The organism is Streptosporangium sp. CA-115845, assembly GCF_050943795.1.
Taxonomy (GTDB): Bacteria; Actinomycetota; Actinomycetes; order Streptosporangiales; family Streptosporangiaceae; genus Streptosporangium.
The window spans coordinates 3,656,106-3,678,130 of record NZ_CP191988.1; the positions used below are offsets into that span (position 1 = coordinate 3,656,106).

Consider the following 22,025-nt stretch of genomic DNA (forward strand, 5'->3'; position numbering starts at 1 on the left):
GGTAGATGTCGCTGCTTTGACTGTGCACCCCCGCCGCCCCTCGTGGAGGCGGTTGAGAACGGGGGCGACTTGAAGGCGGAGGTCCCGTACAGCATCGGCGGGGCGGTCCTTCGCCGCCGCACCGATGCCACATCCACCTATGGCCTGTTGGGGAAGTCCGGCCTGTTGGTCATGTCCGGCCTGTTGGGCATGTCTGTCCTGTGTGGCATGTCTCCTCGGTGGGACATGTCGCCCTTGTGTCCCATGCCGGGCATTCTCTTGGAACCTACCGCCACCGCTCCCAGCCCGAGCAGGAAGATGACGGCGCCGGTGACGACGTTGTTCCAGATGTTCGCCGTCGTCGCCGAGCCGGTGACCCAAGGCGAGATGATGGTCCAGATTCCGATGATCGGCACGACCCAGCTGATTCCGTACGTCCGGCCGTAGGCGGACGCGAATCCCAGGGCCAGTGCGGCGACCACGATGCCGGTGACGAGGTTGCTGACGGTGAGCCTGGACAGGCCGTTGAAACCGACCACCCAGGGAGAGATCGCCAGGTACAGCCCGGCCAGAAGGCCCAGCCCGTCGATGACCTGGGCCACCGAGCTGGAGCCCGCTCGTTCGTACCTCTCCCGCATCTCGATGAGATCAGGGTGTTGCTCCAGGCTTGCGGGTCTCATCATGACCCATGCCCCCTTCCGGTTTCCATGCGAAATTCGATTTCATGCGAAAGCGAATTTCTACCGGTATACCCGACATAAGCTCCAAACAGCCCAAAGAATGACAAATCTAACTAACGAAATCCTTTGGGGAGGGGCGATCCAGTGGCCGCCCTCGTCCGGCGCACCTTGCCGCCACCAAGACACGGCGCCCCAGGACGTTCATCATGCTCTGCAACCCGGTCACCGCCAGGCTGAGCGACTACCGCAGTCCGCCCACCGCCCAGAACGGGCACAGCGCGCTCATCCGCACATCGTGCTCAACCCCTGGTCACCACAGCTGGGACGACCACGTGCCGGCCACCAAGGTGTGCATGCCGAGGAGAGCACCACCCGCTCGGGCGGCGACGCGCGTATCGAGGCCCTGCGACGACGCCGACCATGATCGTCCGATCCTCGACCGGGCCGCCCAGGTGGCCGGGGAGCGCGAGGTTTCTCCCACTCAGGTGGCGCTCTCCTGGCTGCTCCACCAGCCCGGCCTGTCGGCGGTCATGTCGAAGGCCCGGTGGAAGGTGATCGAGAAGCCCCCGGCCGCACCGATGAGGCGCTTGGCCACCTCGGCGTTCACTTCGCCTGACGGCGTCAGCACCCCGATCACCACGCCCTGCGCGACCGGCTCCAGACGAATCGATCCGCGTTCGCGTGGATGAGCGTGGCGGGCAGGTGGTCGGCGAGCACAGCGGGACCGTGCGCGTAGCGGCCGCCTCCCGGCGCGGTCGGCCCGTCACTCGTGCCCGCGGAGGGACCTCGGCGACCGACTCGGTGAATGCCTTATCCGAAGGCTTCGGCACGCTCGCCTCGGGGATCGGCCACTTCGGGTGAACCGGGCGCTCCAAAAGAAGTCGGTGCTATTGACCCCTGACTTCTCCTTTCATAGTGTCTGTCGTCACATCATCAGTTTCATGCCAAGGGGAGACCCGATGACCCCTCGAAGGCTCCATCCGCTGAGCCGTGTCGACCACTACACACAGTCCGGGCTCTGGACCGACGACACCGTCGACGCGCTGCTGCGTGGTCAGGTGGCGGCGCGTCCGGACGCGCTCGCCGTCGTCGACGCGCCCAACAAAGCCGAACTGACCGGTGGGAGACCACGCAGGCTCACCTGGCGCGAGCTCGACGCCGAAGTCGACCGGGTGGCGGCGGTGTTGCTGGAGCGGGGCCTCCGCCACGGCGATGTGCTGGCCGTCCAGATACCCAACACGGTCGAGTTGTGCGTCACCTTCTTCGCGGCCTTCCGGATCGGCGTCGTCGTCACGCCCTTCCCCGTCCAGTACCGCGAGTACGAGCTGTCCCAGCTGTTGCGGCTGGCCGGCGCCCACGCCTTCGTCACCGCCACCCGCATCGGCGACAGACCCAACGCCGAGATCGTCCGCGACATGGCGGCCGACATCGACGGGCTGCACACGGTGGCGGCCTGGGGCGACGGCGTCGCCGACGGCCTGGTCTCGCTGGAGGAGTCGCGCGGCGACGTGGACGCGCTGGCGGCCTACCTCGCGGAGCTGACCGTCGACCCGGGCGAATGCCTGACGATCTGCTGGACCTCCGGTACCGAGGCCACCCCGAAGGGTGTGCCTCGCTGCCACCACGACTGGCTGGCCACCGCCCGGGTCTGCGCCGCCGCGCCGAAGCTCACCGGCGACGACATCGTGCTCAACCCGTTCCCGATGGTGAACATGGCGGGCATCGCCGGCGTCCTCCTGCCCTGGCTGATCTCCGGTTGCACCCTGGTGCAGCACCAGCCGTTCGACCTGCCGGTCTTCCTCGGCCAGATCGCCGCGGAGAAGGTCACCTACACCCTGGTGCCGCCGGCGCTGCTGACCATGCTGCTGCAGCGCAAGGAGGTGCTGGCGGCCACCGACATCTCGTCGCTGACCCGCGTCGGCTCCGGCTCCGCGCCGCTCCCGCCGTCGATGGTGCAGGGCTGGCAGGAACAGTACGGCATCGCCGTCATCAACTTCTTCGGCTCCAACGAGGGTGTCGCGATGCTGTCGGACCCGGTGTCGATCCCCGACCCGGTCGAGCGTGCCCGCTTCTTCCCGCGCCCCGGACTGCCCGGCGTGGACTACCCCAGCCCGGTGCTCGCCGGGACCCGGACCCGGCTGGTCGACGTCGCGACCAGGGAGGAGATCACCGAGCCCGGCCGGCCCGGGGAACTGCTGATGCGCGGTCCGACGGTGTTCTCCGCCTACCTGGCCGGTACGGCCACCCGCGAGTCGGTCGACGAGGACGGCTGGCTGCACACCGGTGACGTGTTCGAACTGGCCGGGGACGCCGGGCAGTACCTGCGCTATGTTGATCGTGCCAAGGACGTGATCATCCGGGGCGGCATGAACATCGCGCCGGCCGAGATCGAGTCGCTGCTGGCCGGGCACTCCAAGGTGGCCGACGTCGCCTGCGTGGGTTACCCCGACGCGGTGCTCGGCGAGAAGGCCTGCGTGTTCGTCGTCCCCCGCGCGGGCGAGCAGGTCACCCTGGAGGAGCTGGTGGACTACCTCAAGGAGCGCCGCATCGCCTCCTACAAGCTGCCCGAGCGGCTGAAGGTGGTCGAATCGCTGCCCCGCAACCCGGTAGGTAAGTTGCTCAAGCGCGACCTGCGCTCGACGTGGGAGACGGCCTGATGACCGTCTTCGTGCTCGGCGGACACCAGACCGACTTCGTCCGCAACTGGACGAAGGAGGGGCTCGGCCTCTACGACCTGCTGCGGGAGAGCGCGCTCGGCGCACTGGCGGACACCGGGATCGACCCGGCGGAGGTCGAGGTGGCGCACGTCGGCAACCTCGCGGCCGAGCTGTTCTGCGGTCAGGCGCAGCTCGGCGGCATGGTCGCCACCATCGACCCGGCCTGGGCGATGCTGCCCACCTCCCGGCACGAGGCCGCGTGCGCCTCGGGCAGCGTGGCGGCCCTGGCCGCGATGGCCGACATCGAGGCGGGGCGCTACGACCTGGCCCTGGTGACCGGCGTGGAGCTGATGCGCGGTGTCGGCTCCCAGGAGGCGGCCCAGCACCTGGGCTCGGCGGCCTGGGCCGGGCGTGAGGCGGTCGGCGCCGCCTTCCCCTGGCCCAGCCTGTTCGCCGAGCTCGCCGACGTGGTCGCCGAGCGGGACGGCCTCGACGGCGAGCGCCTCGGCGCGAACCTCGCGCGCATCGCCGAGATCAACCACGGCAACGGCCTGCGCAACCCGCTGGCCCAGACCCGCGGCTGGTCCTTCCCCGACGGGTGCTTCGGCCCGGACGACGTGCTCAACCCCACGGTGGAGGGCCGGCTGCGCAAGTACGACTGCGGCCGCATCACCGACGGCGCGGCGAGTGTGCTGCTCGCCTCGCCCCGATACGCCAAGGAGTACGCGCGCCGCCACGGCCGGTCGGCGGACGACCTGCCGAAGATCACCGGTTGGGGGCACCGCAGCGCGCCCATGCTGCTGGCCGACAAGCTCGCACTCGCCGAAGGGCGGCCCTACCTCTTCCCGCACCTGCGGCAGGCAGCCCTCGACGCCTACCGGCGCGCGGGCGTCGCCGGTCCGGAGGACCTCGACGTGATCGAGACGCACGACTGCTTCACGATCACCGAGTACGCGGCGCTGGACCACCTCGGGCTGACCCCGCCGGGCCAGGCCCATCAGGCGATCGAGGAGGGCGTGATCGAGCGCGACGGGCCGCTGCCGGTCAACCCCTCCGGTGGGCTCATCGGTCTCGGCCACCCCGTCGGCGCGACGGGCGCCCGCATGCTCCTGGACGCCGCCCACCAGGTCACCGGAGAGGCGGGGGAGTGCCAGGTGGAGGGGGCGCGCACCGCTCTCACCCTCAACATCGGCGGAAGCTGCACCACCGTCGCGATCTTCGTCGTCTCCCGCTGAGCCGCTGAGCCGCTGAGCCGCTGGGCGGCGGGTCGGCGGGTCGGTGGGAACCCGATACGGACCGAGCCCTCGCCGGAGACGACCCGCGGGTCGTCTCCGGCGAGGGCTCGGTGTTTCACCGCTTTGCCGGCCGAGCGGATCAGCCTTCGGCCACCGGTGGCCGAAGGGCCGCGAGGGTCTTCTCCCCGCCTGGATCGGCCTCGACACAGGCCGGCACCAGGGCCACCTCGTCCACGCCGGCGCGGCCGTAATCGGCGAGCCGGTCACGGACCGTCGCCTCGTCGCCCACCAGGCCGACCGACTGGATCAGCTCGACGGGGACGGCGGCCAGCAGCTCCCTCGGGTGCGGCCTGGTGCGGGCGAACTCGACGACGTCGCCGAACCCGGCCTCGGTGAACATCTCGCCGTAGCCGGGGGCGGCCAGGTAGCCGACCACGGCGCGGCGCAGCTGCTCGACAGCGGCCTCGGTGGGGCTCACCGCGGCGCAGACCCAGGCGGCCACCCGGGGGGCCTCGCGCCCGCCCCCGGCGGCGGCGTCACGCAGCCGCCGGACCAGGGCCGCCGCCGAGGCCGGGGTGATCAGGTTCAGCACCATCCGGTCGGCGAGGGCGGCGGCGACGCCGACGGCCGCCGGGCCGAACGCCGCCACGGTCAGCTCCGAGTGGGGAGCGTCCAGCCGCAGGTGGTAGCCGCGGGTGTGGACGGTCTCCCCGTCGAAGGAGGGCTTGCGCCCGTCGAGCAGTTCCCGCAGCACCGTGGCCGACTCCCGCAGCCTGGTCGCCGGGCGGCTCCGGTCGCGGCCGTGCCATTCGGCCACGACCAGGGGGCTGGAGGTGCCGATCGCGACGCCGACCCGGCGCCCGGTCAGGTCGGTGACCGACGCCACGCCGCGGGCGATCGTCATCGGGTCGCGTACGGCCACCGCCAGCGGGCCCACGGTCAGCCCGATCCGCTCGGTCCGCAGGCCGATCGCCGAGGCGAGCGCGAAGGCGTCGTAGGTGGCCATCTCGCCCACCCACAGCTCGTCGTAGCCGAGCCGGTCGGCGGCGCGGGCGGTCAGCAGGGCCTCGCCAGGCGGCCGGTCCTGCCAGAACCCCAGTGACACCGTCAGCCGGGGGGGCCGCGGGAGACCGGCGGCTCCGGCCGGACCGGTGATGTCGGTTGATCGGGTCATGGCATGCGCTCCAGCACGGTGGCGCTTCCGGTTCCGGCGGCGCCGCTGACCGCGATCACGCCGTAGCGCCCACCGGTCCGCTCCAGCTCGTCCACGCAGGACGCCAGCAGGATCGGGCCGGTGGCGCCGAAGGCGTGCCCCATCGCGATCGTCCCCCCGTTGGGGTTGAGCTGCTCGTCGGTGACACCGAGGTCCCGCTGGAACTTCAGGCAGGTCGCCGCGAACGCCTCGGCGATCTCGAACACGTCGACATCGCCGGGCGCCAGCCCCGCGCGCTTCATGGCCTTCTCCGCGGCGGCCTGCCCGGCGGTGAGCATGATGACCGGGTCCACCGCGGCCGTGGCGGCGGTGACCACCCTGGCCCGCGGACGGAGTCCGGACGCCGCCGCCGCGGCGGCGTCACCGAGCACGGCGATCCCGGCGCCGTCCGCGATCGCGGGTGAGGACCCGGCGGTGTGCAGGTGCCGGATCTCGCCGACCTCAGGGCGCCTGCGCCGGACGAGGTCGTCCTGTCCCTTGGCGCCGAGCGCGGCGAAGGCAGGTTCCAGCGCGGCGAGGCTCTCGGCGGTGGTGCCCGGCCGGACGGTCTCGTCATGGTCGAGCACGATCTGGTCGCCGTGCCGTACGGGCAGCAGCGAGCCGGCGAACCTGCCCTGCTCCCAGGCGGCGGCGGCGCGGCGCTGGCTGCGCAGCGCGTAGCCGTCGAGCTGCTCGCGCTCCAGTCCTTCGAGGGTGGCGATGAGGTCGGCGGCGATGCCCATCTGCACCGAGCCGATCCGCTCCACGACCTCCTGGTCACACCAGATCGGCGCCTGGTCGGCGAACATCGGCACCCGGGACACCGACTCCACGCCGCCGGCGGCGATCAGGCCCGCCGAGCCGAAGGCGACGTGCGCGGCGGCGGTGTTGATCGCGTCGACGCCGGAGGCGCAGAACCGGTTGAGGGTCATCCCGGAGGTGGACTCGCCCCAACCGGCCAGTACGGCCGCGGTGCGGGCCAGGTCGCCGCCCTGCTCCCCGGTCTGGGTGGCCGATCCGACGATCAGGTCCTCGACCAGGCCGGGCAGCGCCGCGGCCCGGTCGCCGACGCCCGCCAGCAGCCGGGTCAGCAGCTCCAGCGGGGTGATCCCGGAAAGGCCGCCGCCCGGACGCCCCTTCCCGCGCGGGGTGCGCAGGGTGGCGAGCACGTAGACGTCGGTCATCGGGCGCCTCCCGCAGTGCGCAGCTGGTCGGCGCGGACCCAGGTGGCGTGGAACCCGATGGGAACGCGCCGGGGCAGCAGCACCCTGCCGACCGGCCCGGCCGTGACGTCGGCGGCGTCGAAGATCGCGACCTCGGCGCGCCCTGCCCGCTCGTCGTTGACGAAGCTGACCAGGTAGCCGTCGGTCTCGCCGGTAGAGCCGTCGCGGGGGGCGAACGGTGCCTCCGAGCCCCACCGTCCGGGCCCGAACCTGTGCTCCTGCTTCTCGCCGGTCGCCGAGTCGAACCGGACGAGCCCGTCGAACAGCAGGGTCTCCGCGGTGGCGAGGTGCATGTTGTAGGAGTAGCGGTGCGGCCGGCCCATGACGCGCGAGTCGACGCTGGGGAATTCGATGTTGTCGTCGTCCAGCGGCCCCTCGGACGTCCGCCCGGTGCGCAGGTTGAACCGGTAGCGGTAGATGTGCGCGTTGAGCCGCAGGTAGGCCAGCATCTGGGCGATCTTCGAGGTGTAGGTCGCCTGGTGCTGCGGGTTCTTCACCCGGCAGACGTCGAGGACGATCTCGTCGCCGTCCTCCCAGGAGTTGATGACGTGGTAGATGTAGCAGGGCTGGGCGTCGAACCACCGGATCGTGTCGCCGGCGCCGTACCGGGGGAGCACGCCGAACCTGGCGGGCAGCGAGCGCTCGAAGGAGATGCGGTACTTCCCGGCGGCGCGGGCCTGCTGGTCCTGGATCAGTGGCAGGTCCATCAGGATCGTGTGGTTCGGGGTGATGGCCATGTCGTGCGGCAGCCGGGGCCCCGGCAGGTCGATGTCGGTCACGTGGGTGACCGTGCCCTCCGGGCCGACGATGCCGTAGCGCATGTACGGCGGGCCGTCCGGGCCGTAGTCGAACCACAGCAGCTCACCGGTGGCCTCGTCGACCTTGGGATGGGCCATCATGTCGCCGTTCAGGGTGCCGAGGAAGTTCTCCGCGCCCAGGGTCTCCAGCGACAGCGGATCGATCGCGTAGGGGGTCCCGCACAGGTACCAGGTGGCCAGCACCTTTCCCCGGTGGTAGGTCACGTCGGTGTTGGCGGAGTCCTTGATGCCCAGGCCGTGCCCGTTGCCGAACGGGTTGCCCTTCGGATTCTCCATCACGCCGGTCCACAGCGCCTCGCCGGCCGCGGACTCCTCGTGGTAGGCGGCGGTGCGCACGTAGCGGTTGCGGTAACGCGCCCGGCCGTTCTCGAAGCGCATCGCGTGGATCATGCCGTCGCCGTCGAACATGTGGTAGCGGCCGGGCGCCTCGAAGCGGCGGTTGGGCCCGTTGCGCAGGAAGACCCCGTTGAGGTCCGAGGGGATCTCGCCGACCACCTCCAGGTCCTCGGCGGTCAGTTCGTCCTGGATGGCGGCGAACACTCCCATCAGGTACGGGTTCGGCTCGTCACCGTTCTCGGCGACCGCCCGGGCCACGGCGATCGGCTGCGGTTGCTGTGTCATCTCGACGCCCCTTTCGTGCGACGACCAACCACTTCTATAAGAGAAGTCAGAGGTCAAAGTAGCATGACCGCCTGACGACGGAAAGCACGGAAAGGCGGAACGGGTGGCGGAAGACCGACGGCCCAGCGCGATCGGGCAGGCGTTGCTGGCGATCAGCGACCAGTGGACGCTGCTGATCCTGCAGCGGGCCTTCCTGATGCGCACCCGCCGGTTCGCGGACTGGCGGGACGAGCTGGGCATGTCGGAGTCGGTGCTGGCCAACCGGCTCAAGGAGCTCGTCGCCGGAGACCTGCTGCGCCCGGCCCCCTACCGCGAGCAGGGCCGCACCCGCACCGAGTACCTGCTGACCGAGCGCGCGCTGGAGCTGTGGCCGCTGCTGGTGGAGATCTGGTCCTGGGAGCGCAGCTGGGTGCCTCGGCGCCGCGGGCTGCCGGAGCTGATCCACGACGCCTGCGGCAGGCGCACCGACGTCGAGCTCGGCTGCGCGGCCTGTGGCCGGGCCCCGGTCACCGCCCGCGACACCGAGACCCTGCGGGGTTCGGCCACCTTCGCTCAGGTGGCGGTGCCGCGCCACCACCGCAGGACGGTCCGCGACGACGTCGAGCGCGACCCGCTGTCGTACTTCCCGGAGACGTTCGAGCTGCTCGGCGACCGATGGAGCACCGTGATGCTTGCGGCCACCTTCCTCGGGGTGCGCCGGTTCGCCGACTTCCAGTCCGAGCTCGGCATGGCCCCGTCCGTGCTGTCCGACCGGCTGCGGCGGTTCACCGAGCTCGGGGTGCTCAGCGCCGGGGAGGGCGACGGCGGGCGTCCCCGCTACCTGCTGACCGACAAGGGCCTGGCCTTCTTCGGGGTGTTCGCCTTCATCGTCGACTGGGCCCAGCGATGGTACGTCGGCCCGCCGGGCACCGACCTGCTGATCACCCACCGCGCCTGCGGCCGGCCCTTCCGGCCGTACCTGCGCTGCCTGTCGTGCGGCACGCCGCTGAACCGTACCGAGGTGCGCTTCGCGCTCGGCGACGGGCAGGCCGCGACGACCGCCGCCTCCCACCCCCTGGCGAGTGGCGACGGCCGCCGCTGACCCGTTGATGACCGGCGGCGCCCGGTTTCCGTCCCCGCCCGTCAGTGACCGGTGACGGCCGGCCGCCGCGACTGGGTGACCCGGAACCGTCCGGTGACGAAGGAGTCGTCGGTGAGCGAGGCGTTGCCGGCCGGATTGAGCCCGGTGACGTGGTAGTCGCTGTAGGCGGCGGAGAAATTCAGCGGCATCGGTCCGGTGAGATTGCAGGTCACCGCGGCGCCGGCGGTCGCGTAGCCGGCCTCCACCCGGTCCAGGTACGCCTCGTCCGTGGCGTAGGCGAACGCGGTGATCGCCCCCCGTTCCCGCGCGTCCCGGGTGGCCCGCTCCAGCGCCTGGTCGGCGTCGTCGCAGTCGATCACGAACGCGACCGGCCCGAACCGCTCCTCCCCGTACAGGTCGTGGTCGGCGATGTCCACCTGCGCCAGCAGCGGTCCGCTGGTGCGCGCCTTCGGGTGGTCGGGATGCTGGTAGGGGCGCGGCTCGAGGACGATTCGGCCGCGCGCGGCCGCCCGGTCCTGCACCTTCTCCAGGAGCCGCAGGGTGTCCGGCGACTGGACGGTGGCGAGCACCGCGGCGGCCCGCCGGGGCACCGTGCTGATGGCCTGTACCGCCTCGGCGAGTCCGGCCGCGAAGTCCGCGGCGCTCACCGTGCCTCCGGTGGTGGGCACGCCGCCGCGCGGCACGTAGATGTTCTGCGGGCTGGTGCACATCTGCGCGGAGAACAGGCACAGCGAACCGGCCAGCGCGCGCAGCACCGGCTGCAGCTCCCCGACCGAGTGCACCAGCACCGAGTTCGCCCCCGAGGTCTCGGTGTAGGCGACGGCGGGGAAGGCATTGGCCTCCACCCAGGAGCCGAAGGCGGCCGAGCCGGTGAAGTCCACGATCCGGGTCGCCGGATGCCGCACCAGGAGCTTGGTGACCGGCTCGGCCGCCGTGTCCACGGCCAGCCCCACCAACTCGGGGGAGAAACCCGCCTCGGTGAGGACCTCACGGCAGACGCGTACCGCCAGCGCCATCTGCAGCACCGAGCTGGGATGCGGCTTGACGATCACCGGGTTTCCGGTGACCAGGCTCGCGAACAGCGCGGGGTAGACGTTCCAGGCGGGGAAGCTCGCACAGGCGATCACCACGGCGACCCCCTTGGGCATCAGCCGGTACCGCTTCGTCATCTCCACGGTGGTGGTGCCGAACGCGCGCGACCACCGTGCCGTGCCGGGCACCCGGGACATCGCCGCGTACGCCTGCGCGATCGCCTCGATGCCGCGGTCGAGCGCGTTGGTTCCGCTGCCGGTGTAGCTCATCCCGAAGCTCTGCCCGGCGGTGTGCATCGCCGCGTGCGAGAACTCGAAGGAGCGGAGGTAGATCCGCTCGCAGATCTCCAGGCACACCCCGGCCCTGGTCCGCGGGTCGGCCTCCCGCCAGTGCGGCCACGCCCGGGTGGCGGCGGCGAACAGCTCCTCGACGTCCGCCCGCGGGTAGCACACGCCCAGCGGCTCACCGGTGTAGGGGGAGACCTCGTCGGGCTGCGCCACCGGGGCGCCGGGCCCACCGAGGTCGAAGGGGCGGCCCAGCAGCGCCTCGAACGCGGCCCTTCCCTCCGCCTGGGCCTGCTCCCCGCCGGGGTGGTCGGCCGGCGACTCGCCGAACGCCGTCCAGCTCTCGCGGGAGCGGCACGCCTCGATCGCGCGGTCGAGGGTCGCGCGGTGCTTGTCGAACAGATCCGTTGCCATGTTGTCATTCCATCCGGCTCGTGCGGGGGTCACCCCGGCTCCATCTCTTGACCCGTGATCTCTTCGAGCGAGATGCGCGGTGGCATCCCGTGATCCGCGGTTCTCCTCCGGCGAGGTGCGCGGTGGCCGCGCGGCTCGGTCCACTCGGCGGGGAAGGCCGGGTCGACCGTGCGCCGGCCCACCGTGGTGGTCGGTGGGTGCGCGGCCGGCTTGTCCACCCGCACGCCGGAGAGCCCGCCCCGGTTCCTCCCGAACGGGGTGCGCGGAGCGTCCAGCGACAGAACCTCGTTCACGGGGCTCCTCCCTGTCTGGCTTCGTTTATAGTACTAATACGTCGTCGGCGAAACCCCAGAGGTGATCGTGGCTATCGGCCCGCTCCCGAATCAGGCGGCCGCCCGATTCGGTGACCGGCCCGCGCTACTGGGCCCGGACGGGACGCCCCAGCTCGCCGACCGGGCTCGCCCGCGGGCTGCTCCGGCTCGGCCTCTCAGCGGGCGACCGGATCCTGGAACTCCGGCCCAACGACCGCACCCTGGCGATGGCCGGCCTGGTGCGCGTCCCGCTTAACCCGCCGAGTTCGCGCCAGGTGGGGACGGCGCCCAGGCTGAAGATCAGAAGCTCGTACGGCGGGCGGGCCCCCGCTTCTCAGGGGCGATGAGGACGTACACGGTGACGGTTGACGGCCACACGGACACGATGTTGCGACCCCTCTCAGGGGCGATGAGGGCCAGATGCTGAACCGCCCGGCGTCGATGGAGCGCAGTTGCGACCCCTCTCAGGGGCGATGAGGACACCCTTTGAGCCCGGCACCGAGATGCAGGCCAGGTACCAGGTCCCCGAAGGACTGCTCCAGGACGGGAAATACCGTTTCCGAGTGCGGGCCGAAGACGCCACCACCGGGAAATCGGCCTGGCTGCCGTGGTGCGCGTTCACGGTCTACACCGGTGATGTGAAAAGCCTGGTATGCCGACCACGTTGCTGATCTCCCAGGGTCCCTACAGCCCCTTCCAGTCCTGCGACGACCCGGCGAAGGTCCCCGTGCTGTCCACCCGGCAGATGGGCCAGTTCGCCGCCACACCCCCGTCGGACAATCCCAACCTCGTCGGCAGGTTCGAGATCAGCCGCGGCGCGGAGGAGCCAAGAACGGAACTGGCCTCCCTGCACCGGTCGGCGGACCTCCCGCCGGGCACACTGTCTGAAGGCGACTACCGATTCCGTGTGCGTGCCGAAGACGGAGCCGCCGTCTCGGACTGGTCGGTTTGGTGTGACTTCGTCGTCCTGCCGTAAATGCCGTGAATGTGTCGCCTGACGACATGTTCAGGCCGAGTCGACCCGCTGCGGGCAAGGAGCCGGTCGGACACCTGCCCGCAGCGGTGTCCGATGCTCGATCCCCAGGTGGAAAGGGGGGTTGATCAGTGCATGTGCCGCGGAGCGAAGTCCTTCCCCGCTTCCGTTGAAACGGGAGGAATCCTCAACCTGCTGAGGGCTCGTCGGCCTGTGGAATGAGGGGCTCCATCAGATCCTCCCGAGGGGACCGTCGCCTTTAGGCGATGGGGGAATCGGGAGGGGGAGGGCCGTCAAGGCCCGAGCCTGCCCTGGCCGGTCAGGTCTGCGCATGAAAGTTCTCCGATCGTCGCACGTTAGATGGATGGCGTCGTTATAATGATCGTGTGACTCGTCAAGTGCGGACCTCCCCCGGCGCGGTGTATGACCTCGGGTACCACGTGGTGTGGTGCCCGAAGTACCGCCGCCCTGTTCTGGGCGGGCGGGTCAAAGACCGCCTTGAGGAGTTGATCCACGCCAAGGCCGACGAGCACGGCTGGCAGATCGTGGCGCTTGAGGTGATGCCCGACCACGTGCACCTGTTCGTCAGGCCACACCCGAAGAACTCGCCGTCGTACGTGGCCAACCAGTTCAAGGGCTTCACCTCCCACCACCTGCGCGCCGAGTTTCCACACCTGCGCTCCCAGTTGCCCACGCTGTGGTCACGGTCGTACTTCGCGGCCACGGTCGGCGCGGTGTCCGCCGAGACGGTGCGGCGTTACATCGAGACGCAGTACGAGCGCACCCCCAAAAGTGGTGGTGCTCGTGCGTAGGTCGTTCAAGTTCCTGCTCCGCCCCACCAGCAGGCAGGCCGCCGCGCTGACCGCCTGCCTGGACGACCACCGCGCCCTCTACAACGCCGCGCTGGAGCACCGCCGCACCGCCTATGCCAAGGCGAAGGTGAGCATCCGCTACGGCGAGCAATCGGCCGAGCTGAAGCACATCCGCGCCGATGACGCAGACGGCCAAGGCCGGTGGTCGTTCTCCTCCCAGCAGGCCACCCTGCGCCGCCTGGACAAGGCGTTTCAGGCGTTCTTCGCCCGCGTCAAGGCCGGGCGCACACCGGGCTTCCCCCGCTTCAAGGGCAAGGGGCGGTTCGACACGGTGGAGTGGCCGAAAGACGGTGACGGCTGCCGGTGGGACTCCCAGCCCGAACACCCCAGCGCCACCTACGTCCGCCTTCAGGGCGTCGGCCACGTCCGCGTCCACCGGCACCGGCCGGTGCGCGGCACCGTCAAGACGATCAGCGTCAAGCGGGAAGTCTCCCGCTGGTACCTCGTCTTGTCGTGCGACGACGTTCCCGCCGAGCCCCTGCCCGCCACCGGCGCGGCCGTCGGGATCGACCTGGGCGTGGCCTCGCTCGTCACCACCAGCGACGGCGAGCACCTGGACAACCCGCGCCACCTGGCCGCGTCCGCCGAGCGCCTCGCCGTCGCCCAGCGGAACCTCGCCCGCAAGAAACGCGGCTCCAAGCGGCGCCGCAAGGCTGTGGCCCGCGTCGCGGCCCTGCACGGCAAGGTCCGCCGTCAACGCCTCGACGGCGCACACAAGGTCGCACTCGCGTTGGTCCGCGACTACGACGTCATCGCCTGCGAGGACCTGCGGATCACGAACATGACCCGCTCGGCGTCCGGCACGCTGGAGGCGCCTGGCACCAACGTGGTAGCCAAGTCCGGTCTCAATCGCAGCATCCTGGACGCGGGTTGGGGGGTGTTCTTGACGATCCTCCGCTCGAAGGCTGAAAGCGCCGCGAAAGAGATGATCGAGGTGAACCCCGCCAACACCTCCCGCACCTGTGCCCAATGCGGGCATTGCGCGAAGGAGAACCGCTCCACCCAAGCCGAGTTCCACTGTCAGCGGTGCGCACACGTCGCGCACGCCGACGTGAACGCGGCGACCAACATCCTCAGGGCAGGGCTTGCCCTTCGCGACGTCGCGCAAGCGGCTTAACGAGAAGCCGCTCCCTTCAGGGAGCGGAGGAGTCACGGACAGCATCCGTCTTCGATTGTCGGTGGTTTCGTTGTTTCATCGCGAGTCTCGTCAGGGATGACTTACCGTTAGCCCGGTTGGTTCAGTTTCGCCTGCTAAGCAGGGGGATGTCGTGGTGGGCAAGGCCGAGGGAACGCTGCTCGTGCACGCGATCGGCGGCGGGGATCTAGGGTTCGCGGGTGAACGGAACCTCGCCGGGGTGACCCCCGATTTCGAGGGTGACCCCGGGGCGACAGGCAAGGACCGCCGCCCGCTGAGAAAGATCTTCGAGGGGCTGGCGGGCCGCCCGGTCTCCCAGGTCGCGCTGCTGGGCACGACCAATCCCTGCGGACTCGGCGACCGGACGCTCGCCGACCTGGCCGACGAGATCCGGGCGAGGCTCCTCTTGGAGAAGGGGCTGTGCGGTGCGCGCTTCGACCCGGCGGCGGTCTCCGTCGTACGGGTCGAGGCTCCCAGACTCAAGGAGACCTCGAAAGCGCTGAGCCGATGGCTCGTGGGGCGTAGCCCCGAAGACATCCTGGTCACCTGTGGTTCTGGAGCGTTCGCGCTCAGCACGGGCGCCCTGTGCGCCGCGCTGGAGACGCGCCGCCCGGCACGGATCGTGCACATCGACCACCCGCATCGGCCGTACTCGCTGGACCGGCCACGGGACATGGACGCGCACCTGGAGTCCTGGCTGCTCCGCTACCGATTCTGGGACGCGCTGGCCGAGGTGGACCCGGCCGGCCGGACGCTCTGGCGGCTGCTCGCGGCCCGGCAGGCCGGGAACACCGAGTACGCCAGGGAACTGGGCAAACAGTCCACGGTTCCCGAGGTGCTGGGTCTCACCTCGGGGAAGATCGCCGATTTCGCTCAGCCCTGGCCCACCGTGCAGGCGGCCCTCTTCGAGCGGGTCGGACGCGGGGAGGCCGCCGACTACGGCCTGCTGCGTGCCTGGTTCGCGGAGTATCTCCGCAGGTTGTTCAGGCAGGAGAGGGAAAGCCTGACCCTCCGCCCCCAGCGAGAGGTCGGAGATCTCATCACCGCGCTGGGCAACCGAGCAGACGGGAGGGGCGGGTTGTCCGGCCGGATCGTGACGACGGCCCGCGCTCTGACAAGCGACACCACCAGTGCCTGCGCCAGGATGATCAAGGATACCGAGCTGCCCTCCCTCTATATCGCGGCCTCCAGTCACCAGGCGCATCTGAAGCCGGAGCTTCCGGATGCCGGGCCGCTGCCGCCGACTCTGCTGGAAGCCGCAGCCAAGTGGGAGGGGGGCGATTCCGGGTTCGGCCTCGTCGCCCAGACGGGCAGGCTCGGCTGGCCCGTGCTGGGCAGCGGTGACGTCCTCGGGCTGCTGGCCGTCGGGCTGGAACGGCAGGGCAGGGAGAGTGAGGATCGATCGGCGGTGACGACGGTTCTCGCCGAGCTGCGCGAACGGCGAAAGCTCCTGCGGCGCCGGGGCACCGTGCGGCTGCGGTTGCTGGCCAGCCCTGAGACCTTGGGCCGGGCCCGTCGGCTCGCGGAGTGGGCTGTCTCGGCGGTCGGTGGGGACGCGGAGGTGCGGGTGATCGAGAGCGGATCGGGTGATCTCGGATCGATCCGCGACGCCGTGGTCACCGCGCTGGGATCCGAGGCCGCGTCCACCGGACGGCCGGGTTCAGGCAGTCCGCGCGACGTCGACGAGGTGGTCATGGTGCTCAACCCCGGATCGCCGCTGACCAACTACGGCATGATCGCGGCAGCGGTGGAGTGGTCGCTGACCGCCGCGTGCCCGCTCTGGGTGACGGAGCTGGTCCGGAGCCAGGACGGACGGTCGGAGCTGCGGAGCGGGCAGCCGGTGGTGGCGCGTCTCGGCGCGGACCGGGTGCTGGCCGGTCTGGCGGCCAGTGCCGTCCGGCGGCTGGACCTGCGGACGGCACGCCGGCTGATCGAGCGTGGCTCGGATGCGCTGCGCGCTGTACTGCCCGGACTGGCGAAACTGGAGAACGACCTGTTCGGTGCGGGAGAGGACGGCTGGGAGAGGCGGGAACGGCTGGCCGTCGCCCGGCGTCGGCTGTTGCTGGTCGCCGAGGCGTGCCGTGACCATCCGGCGCTGGCCTCCTATCTCGCGGTGGCGGCACTTCGTCCCGCGCTCTTCCAATGGGAAGCCTGGAAACGACTGCGTGCCGCGAATCCAGCCCTGGACACCCTCGGGCAGCGAGCGAACGAGGCCCTGCACGGGCACGCTCTGGACCAGCGGGAGCGCCGGGGTCGCCGAGGGGCCGAGCACAGTCACGCGGACGTGCGGGAACTGCTGCGGGCGGCCGTACGTGGGCTGGGAGAACCTCATAAAAATGATGATGCGCTTATCATTCAGCATAAATCGGTCATGAACGCGCTTGATGACATGTATCGCGAAACAGTTGACGCTGATCGCGTCCCCTGCCAACCTGACTTCCGTTCAACGACTGCTGTCGGCGAGCTTGAGCGGTTCATCAGATACCTCCGAGGAGACCCCCGCCTTCAGGCGGGGGAGGAATCGGGCTCCTGCGGAGCAGGACAGGGGCAGGCGATTCGCCGCCAGGCGGACCGCCGTACCGAACACACGCACGATCCTCAGCTGATCGCACGGTATGGTGCGAGGCGTGGCGCAGATCGTGAAGCGGGCCTACAAGTACCGCTTCCACCCGACCCCCGAGCAGGCCGGCGAGCTGGCCCGGACGTTCGGCTGTGTGCGCCTGGTCTACAACAAGGCCCTGGAAGAACGCACCCGCGCCTACACCCTCCAAGGGCGTCGTGTCTCCTACGTGGAGTCCTCGGCCACGCTGACCGAGTGGAAACGCAGCGGTGCCTACGACTTCCTGTCCGAGGTGTCGTCGGTCCCGCTCCAGCAGGCGCTGCGCCACCTGCAGGCGGCGTTCTCCAACTTCTTCGCCAAACGCGCTAAGTACCCCACGTTCAAGAGCAGGAAGAAGTCGCGGGCGTCGGCCGAGTACACCCGGTCGGCGTTTCGCCGGCGTGAGGGCGCACTGACGCTGGCGAAGATGGACGCGCCGCTGGCCATCGTGTGGTCGCGTTCCCTTCCCGAGGGCGCGCAGCCGTCCACGGTCACCGTGAGCAGGGACGCGGCGGGCCGCTGGTTCGTGTCCCTGCTGGTCGAGGAGAAGATCAGCCCTCTGCCGCCGGTCGAGCAGAGCGTGGGGGTGGACGCGGGCATCACCGCACTGGCGACGCTGTCGACCGGGGAGAAGATCGTCAACCCGCGTCACGAACGCCGTGACCGGCGCAAGCTGGCCAAGGCCCAGCGGGCGCTGGCCCGTAAGGAGAAGGGGTCGAACAACCGGGCCAAGGCGAGGCTGAAGGTCGCCGGGGTGTACGCCCGGATCGCCGACCGCAGAAGGGATCACCTGCATCAGGTCACGACACGGCTTGTTCGCGAGAACCAAGTGATCGCCGTGGAAGACCTGACCGTCCGCAACCTGGTCAAGAACCGCTCGCTGGCCCGCGCCGTCTCGGATGCGTCCTGGCGGGAGTTGCGCTCCATGCTGGAGTACAAGGCCCGGTGGTACGGGCGCACGCTGGTAGCGGTGGACCGCTGGTTTCCCAGTTCGAAGCTGTGCTCGGCGTGCGGCGCGATCCAGCGGTCCATGCCGTTGGGGGTTCGCGAGTGGGTGTGTGCCTGCGGTGCCGCCCATGACCGGGATGTCAACGCCGCGAAGAACATCCTCGCCGCCGGGCTGGCGGAGAGGTAAAACGCCTGTGGAGCTGGTGTAAGACCTCAACGAGAGTCCTCTCGGGCGGGCAACCGGCGGTGAAGCAGGAACCCTCACGGGCGACCGTGGGAATCCCCCTCGTTTACGAGGGGGAGGATGTCAAGACCGCTCCTTCTGAGGGCCTCGGATTTCGAGGCCGATGTGGGAAAACCGCGTTTTCTGACGCGTTCTCCCGTCATGCCTCGGAGGGACCTCATGATGAACCTTGCCGCGCTTACCTCAGCAAACGAGGCGACCGCGTTTCACGCCTACTTCTCGCTGGTCGCTCCCGCGCTGCGTGACGTCGCGCGTGGTCCGTTGCGCAGGGCTCGGCACAATGGCCGCTCCTGTGGCGGAGTCAGTGAAACACGCCGGTGTGACGAGTGCGAGCAGACGATCGATGACCACCTCCTCAGCGGATACGCCAGGCTGCGTAAGGCCCTGGCCGGGGTGCCGCCCCGGACCCGGGCGGGCGATCCGGTACGCGAGATGGAGCTGATCGTCCGCTGGCTGACCTCGCCTGAGGCGAGCGGCGAAGAGATCGGCCTCGCGGCCCATCTGCTCCGCAGGCGGCCCGACCCCGGCGAACCGGCCGGGGTGCGCGCGGCCCGCGCCCAGCTCGTTCACTATCCGCTGAAGAGCGTTGAGGCGCGGCTGCGGCGGGAAAGCGCGACGGAGCGCGGTGCCTCCGCCAAGCCGGAACGGGACCTCAAGGCGTCGCGGTGGGCGGCGCCGCTGCGCGAGGACGAGGTCGCCTTCGAGTTGCTGGTCGACGCCCTCACCCGGCTGCGAAACGGCGCCCGCGACCTCTATGAGATCCCCGTCGAGTGCCACGGACTCGACCGGCTCACCGCGATACGCACGCTCCGCGCCGCACTGGATCGGCTCCGCGTCCTGCGACCCGGTTTCTACGCGGCCAACGTGACACTCCACCTGGAGCGAGAGGAGTCCTGCCCCGAGTTGTCCCGTACCCCGAGCCAGAGCCCCGAGGATCTGTTTCTCCTCGGCAAGGAAGAGGAACTCGCCCGCCGTACGCTGTCCATGCTGCTCGCCGGGGTGCGCGCGGCGGACCGGCGCGCTCACTACCGGCTGCTGCTGACCGGCATCTGCGCGGTCGTTCCGATGAGTGGCACCGAGCCAGGCCCGGTGGCGTCCTCGTCCACTGCGCCGCGGGCCGTGACCGTACCGGGTTGATCACCCTGCTGCTGCTCGACCTGGCCGGTGTCGAGCCCGCGGACATCGCCTCCGACTACGAGCTGAGCGCCGACCGGCTGGGGCCGCTTTTCGCGACGCTGGGCATGGCCGACCAGGGGCCGGCCATCCGGGAACTCCTGCTGCGGGAGAACAGCTCCGTCCGCGCGGCCGTTCTCGCCACCCTGGAGGCGCTGGACGCCGATGCCTACCTGCGCGCGGCGGGTCTGGGCGCCGATGATCTCGCGGCCGTCCGGGCCAGGCTGCTCACCTCGTAGGGGCGTGGATCCGGCAGGGCGGACCGTTGCGATCGCCTGCTATCAGCAGTCGCAGCTGCAGTTGCAGCACTCGCAGCAACTGGAGCAACCGTCGCAGCACTGCCCGCAGGGGTCGCAGCCGCTGGGATCGCAGCGCTCACCGCATGATTTGTAGCGGTCCTCGTCCCACGGCGGCCGGTACAGCCCGCAGGTACAGCAGGCCGCCGACATGCACAGCAGCGACAACAACCCACCGGGGTCCGGCTTCAGCCGCGGATCGCGCGGGGGCGCCTCGGGACGCTTCTTCTTTGCCGCCCCGAAGACCCGGTCGACGGCGCGGCCGGTCTCGGCGACCAGCAGCGCGTTGACCAGGTGACGTCGCTCCAGGTCCAGCTCGGCCACCGCGAGGCGCAATCCGTGCACGGCGTCGTCGCAGTGCCGCCGCGCGACGGTCAGGCCGGTGTCCGAGGCGACGAGCGGGTTGTAGGCACCGCGGTCGCGGTCGCGGGCCAGGTCCTCCACGGCGTCGAGCAGGTGTGCCAGGCGGCCGAAGTAGCGCCCGGCCTCCTCCAGCGTCTCCCGGTTGTGCGGCTTGCCGGCCAGTACGGCGGTGTGCCCGAAGGCGGCGGCGACCGCGGCCTCGGTGGGGGCGGTGAGCTGAAGCAGGCCCGGGTCCGGCAGGCGTTCCAGCCGGGTCTGCTCCTCGACCGCGACGAGGAGCGGGGCGGGATCGAACCCGAGGGCGGAGGCCGTCCCCGATCCGGCGGCCGACCAGCGGGCGGCCACCCGCCCCGCGCCGGCCGCCACCAGCCGGCGGGCGTAGACGCCGTCGCCGTCCTCGACGTGGTCCCTGACCTTGCCCGCGGCCAGGATCAGCGAGACCGCGGCCGCCAGCCTTACCCCCTCGGCCTCGACGACGTCCGCGCCCTTGAACCCGCGCAGCGCGCAGGCCGCCGCGCGCCGGTGCGGGGAGGAGGCCGGTGCCTGCGCCTCGGTGAGCACGGACACCAGCAGGCCGTCGTAGTTGGTCACCAGCCGGGAGATATGCCCGTGCTCATCCCGCAGGGCCAGGCAGAGCCCGCACAGGTGTGCCATCCACTCCTTGAACAGCCCGCCGCACATCCCGTGCCGGCATGGGCGAACGATCCCGAACATATGTCCCTTCCGCATGCGATCGGCGCCCAGTCTGCCAGCACCCACTTGTCACACACTTGCGGGTGGCGGGTCGGCCCGGTGAACCGTGCGCGCCCATGTCACTCGGCTGCCGCTATGGCCGCCCGGCCGCCACCGGAGCGGCTGGGCCTGCCTGCCGACATCGCCGAGGCCGTGGCCTTCCTGGCGGGCCCCGCCCGCTGGGTCAACGGCGGAATCATCTGAGAAGGGGCCGCTCTGACGCCCTTCGTGAGGGCCCGGGCGTACATCTTCACCGCGGTCACCACGCCGCCGGCGGCCACCGCCACCTGGAGGGCCAGCTCGATCCAGTCGATTCCCCGGGTGTCGGCCACCCCCAGCACCGTTGCGACGGCGGTGCCGATGAAATACGGCAGCCAGGTCCGCCGCCGAACGGTTCAACCGGCCCGCGAAAATCACGAAGGATGGATTTCGGGGCAATCCACGGTGAACCAATCTGTGGCGCGTTGCATCTCAACCTGTGTGTCGAGCGGAAAGCGACCCGCCTTCCGCGGATCAGAACCACGGGGAGAGAAGTGACCGGCTTCAAGAGAATCAGCGGATCGCTCGTGGCCATCGGGGCGGCCATGGCCTTCGTTCTCGTTCCGAGCACGGCGGCACAGGCGCGCTCCATGGCCACCTGTAAGGCGACCGATGCGGACACCACCTATTGTGAGATCAAAACGTACGGAAACTCGGGCGCGGGGTACGGGAACACGTCAGGTCAGACGGGTGTGACCCATCTGTGGATCGACTGGAACTCCAAGGGTTCGGTCTCCGGATCCATCTGCGTCACCGACACCTGGGGTAACGGCCGGGGGGTCAAGGTCCGGCTGCAGGGGCACAGGGCAGGTAGCTACGGGGACAACGGCTACGTGAACCTGGGGACTTTCAAGGACACCGGCCGCAACTGTTCTTTTTCTCGCTACAACGGATTCAACCGCGCGGGAATCGCCGATATCAAGGTCACCTACGCCGACACCTGGATCAGCTGTGACTTCTGCACGAAGGGCACGTTGACAGTTCCCAACCCGCGGTATTACGGGTCATCCTGAAACGGATGGGGGAGCAGGACCCGGCATTCGCGTTGAGACGGGAACCCTGGCGACGCGGCGGTTCGCCGAACCTCACTGACGAACACCGGGAATCCGCGAACGGCTGACAGC

General features: G+C 70.2%; 20 protein-coding genes and 1 pseudogene. 12 read left to right on the forward strand and 9 right to left on the reverse strand.

The genetic code is table 11. The features are described from left to right. Positions 1-137 precede the first annotated feature (137 nt). Both ACQP0P_RS18780 and ACQP0P_RS18785 read right to left on the reverse strand, forming a co-directional pair. Positions 138-662: an SPW repeat protein gene (locus ACQP0P_RS18780; RefSeq protein WP_433378396.1), complete on the reverse strand. Its 525-nt coding sequence runs from the start codon at positions 660-662 to the stop codon at positions 138-140. Positions 663-1,140: 478 nt separating this feature from the next. Next, positions 1,141-1,299, reverse strand: coding sequence for a copper homeostasis protein CutC (locus ACQP0P_RS18785; protein WP_433378399.1), 159 nt, complete (start codon positions 1,297-1,299; stop codon positions 1,141-1,143). A 319-nt stretch (positions 1,300-1,618) separates the two neighbouring features. Here ACQP0P_RS18785 and ACQP0P_RS18790 point away from each other — a divergent pair, with 319 nt between their 5' ends. Together ACQP0P_RS18790 and ACQP0P_RS18795 are read left to right on the forward strand one after the other, a co-directional pair. Next, positions 1,619-3,316 carry a class I adenylate-forming enzyme family protein gene (locus ACQP0P_RS18790; RefSeq protein WP_433378402.1) on the forward strand — a complete coding sequence of 566 codons (1,698 nt, stop codon included), beginning with the start codon at positions 1,619-1,621 and terminating at the stop codon, positions 3,314-3,316. Continuing rightward, entirely contained in the window at positions 3,316-4,551 is a 1,236-nt protein-coding gene (locus ACQP0P_RS18795; protein WP_433378404.1) for an acetyl-CoA acetyltransferase, read from the forward strand. The genes ACQP0P_RS18790 and ACQP0P_RS18795 overlap by 1 nt, the downstream gene beginning before the upstream one ends. Positions 4,552-4,690: 139 nt before the next feature. Here the strand turns inward: ACQP0P_RS18795 and ACQP0P_RS18800 are convergent, their stop codons facing one another. Genes ACQP0P_RS18800 through ACQP0P_RS18810 form a run of 3 tightly spaced genes read right to left on the reverse strand, consistent with a single transcriptional unit; the run spans position 4,691 to position 8,405 of the window. After that, on the reverse strand, positions 4,691-5,725 hold the full coding sequence (locus ACQP0P_RS18800) for an LLM class F420-dependent oxidoreductase (protein ID WP_433378407.1): 1,035 nt from the start codon (positions 5,723-5,725) through the stop codon (positions 4,691-4,693). Further along, a complete protein-coding gene (locus ACQP0P_RS18805; RefSeq protein WP_433378410.1) occupies positions 5,722-6,927 on the reverse strand; it encodes an acetyl-CoA C-acyltransferase in 1,206 nt (401 codons plus the stop codon). The genes ACQP0P_RS18800 and ACQP0P_RS18805 overlap by 4 nt, the downstream gene beginning before the upstream one ends. Next, on the reverse strand, positions 6,924-8,405 hold the full coding sequence (locus ACQP0P_RS18810; protein WP_433378413.1) for a carotenoid oxygenase family protein: 1,482 nt from the start codon (positions 8,403-8,405) through the stop codon (positions 6,924-6,926). The genes ACQP0P_RS18805 and ACQP0P_RS18810 overlap by 4 nt, the downstream gene beginning before the upstream one ends. A 103-nt stretch (positions 8,406-8,508) precedes the next feature. Here ACQP0P_RS18810 and ACQP0P_RS18815 point away from each other — a divergent pair, with 103 nt between their 5' ends. Next, entirely contained in the window at positions 8,509-9,486 is a 978-nt protein-coding gene (locus tag ACQP0P_RS18815; protein ID WP_433378416.1) for a winged helix-turn-helix transcriptional regulator, read from the forward strand. Positions 9,487-9,527: 41 nt separating this feature from the next. Here the strand turns inward: ACQP0P_RS18815 and paaN are convergent, their stop codons facing one another. Further along, positions 9,528-11,216 (reverse strand): phenylacetic acid degradation protein PaaN, encoded by a 1,689-nt coding sequence (gene paaN / locus ACQP0P_RS18820; protein WP_433378419.1) that lies wholly within the window; start codon positions 11,214-11,216, stop codon positions 9,528-9,530. 29 nt (positions 11,217-11,245) lie between these two features. Continuing rightward, positions 11,246-11,509, reverse strand: coding sequence for a hypothetical protein (locus tag ACQP0P_RS18825; RefSeq protein ID WP_433378422.1), 264 nt, complete (start codon positions 11,507-11,509; stop codon positions 11,246-11,248). 110 nt (positions 11,510-11,619) lie between these two features. Here ACQP0P_RS18825 and ACQP0P_RS18830 point away from each other — a divergent pair, with 110 nt between their 5' ends. The 8 genes and pseudogenes from ACQP0P_RS18830 to ACQP0P_RS18865 all read left to right on the forward strand — a co-directional run bounded on the left by ACQP0P_RS18830 (position 11,620) and on the right by ACQP0P_RS18865 (position 19,710). Continuing rightward, positions 11,620-11,874: a hypothetical protein gene (locus tag ACQP0P_RS18830; RefSeq protein ID WP_433378425.1), complete on the forward strand. Its 255-nt coding sequence runs from the start codon at positions 11,620-11,622 to the stop codon at positions 11,872-11,874. A 126-nt stretch (positions 11,875-12,000) separates the two neighbouring features. Then, entirely contained in the window at positions 12,001-12,198 is a 198-nt protein-coding gene (locus ACQP0P_RS18835; RefSeq protein WP_433378427.1) for a hypothetical protein, read from the forward strand. Then, the gene (locus ACQP0P_RS18840; protein WP_433378430.1) at positions 12,180-12,503 is read left to right on the forward strand and encodes a hypothetical protein; all 324 of its coding nucleotides are present in this window, start codon (positions 12,180-12,182) and stop codon (positions 12,501-12,503) included. The genes ACQP0P_RS18835 and ACQP0P_RS18840 overlap by 19 nt, the downstream gene beginning before the upstream one ends. A 383-nt stretch (positions 12,504-12,886) precedes the next feature. After that, complete coding sequence (gene tnpA / locus ACQP0P_RS18845; RefSeq protein WP_433378433.1) at positions 12,887-13,312, forward strand: IS200/IS605 family transposase; 426 nt, start codon at positions 12,887-12,889, stop codon at positions 13,310-13,312. Continuing rightward, positions 13,305-14,489: an RNA-guided endonuclease InsQ/TnpB family protein gene (locus ACQP0P_RS18850; RefSeq protein ID WP_433378436.1), complete on the forward strand. Its 1,185-nt coding sequence runs from the start codon at positions 13,305-13,307 to the stop codon at positions 14,487-14,489. The genes tnpA and ACQP0P_RS18850 overlap by 8 nt, the downstream gene beginning before the upstream one ends. 2,633 nt (positions 14,490-17,122) lie before the next feature. Further along, positions 17,123-18,327, forward strand: a pseudogene (locus ACQP0P_RS18855) (RNA-guided endonuclease InsQ/TnpB family protein); the annotation flags it as partial. Between the two features lie 130 nt (positions 18,328-18,457). After that, the gene (locus tag ACQP0P_RS18860; RefSeq protein ID WP_433378439.1) at positions 18,458-19,435 is read left to right on the forward strand and encodes a hypothetical protein; all 978 of its coding nucleotides are present in this window, start codon (positions 18,458-18,460) and stop codon (positions 19,433-19,435) included. Further along, positions 19,432-19,710, forward strand: coding sequence for a tyrosine-protein phosphatase (locus ACQP0P_RS18865; protein ID WP_433378441.1), 279 nt, complete (start codon positions 19,432-19,434; stop codon positions 19,708-19,710). Before ACQP0P_RS18860 ends, ACQP0P_RS18865 begins: the two co-directional genes overlap by 4 nt. A gap of 42 nt (positions 19,711-19,752) precedes the next feature. Here ACQP0P_RS18865 and ACQP0P_RS18870 read toward each other — a convergent pair whose 3' ends face one another. Together ACQP0P_RS18870 and ACQP0P_RS18875 are read right to left on the reverse strand one after the other, a co-directional pair. Further along, positions 19,753-20,844 (reverse strand): DUF5685 family protein, encoded by a 1,092-nt coding sequence (locus ACQP0P_RS18870; RefSeq protein ID WP_433378444.1) that lies wholly within the window; start codon positions 20,842-20,844, stop codon positions 19,753-19,755. Positions 20,845-20,942: 98 nt separating this feature from the next. Next, complete coding sequence (locus ACQP0P_RS18875) at positions 20,943-21,194, reverse strand: hypothetical protein (RefSeq protein WP_433378447.1); 252 nt, start codon at positions 21,192-21,194, stop codon at positions 20,943-20,945. 90 nt (positions 21,195-21,284) lie between these two features. Between ACQP0P_RS18875 and ACQP0P_RS18880 the strand changes: the two genes are divergently transcribed. Next, positions 21,285-21,914, forward strand: coding sequence for a hypothetical protein (locus ACQP0P_RS18880; RefSeq protein WP_433378450.1), 630 nt, complete (start codon positions 21,285-21,287; stop codon positions 21,912-21,914). Positions 21,915-22,025: the final 111 nt, after the last annotated feature.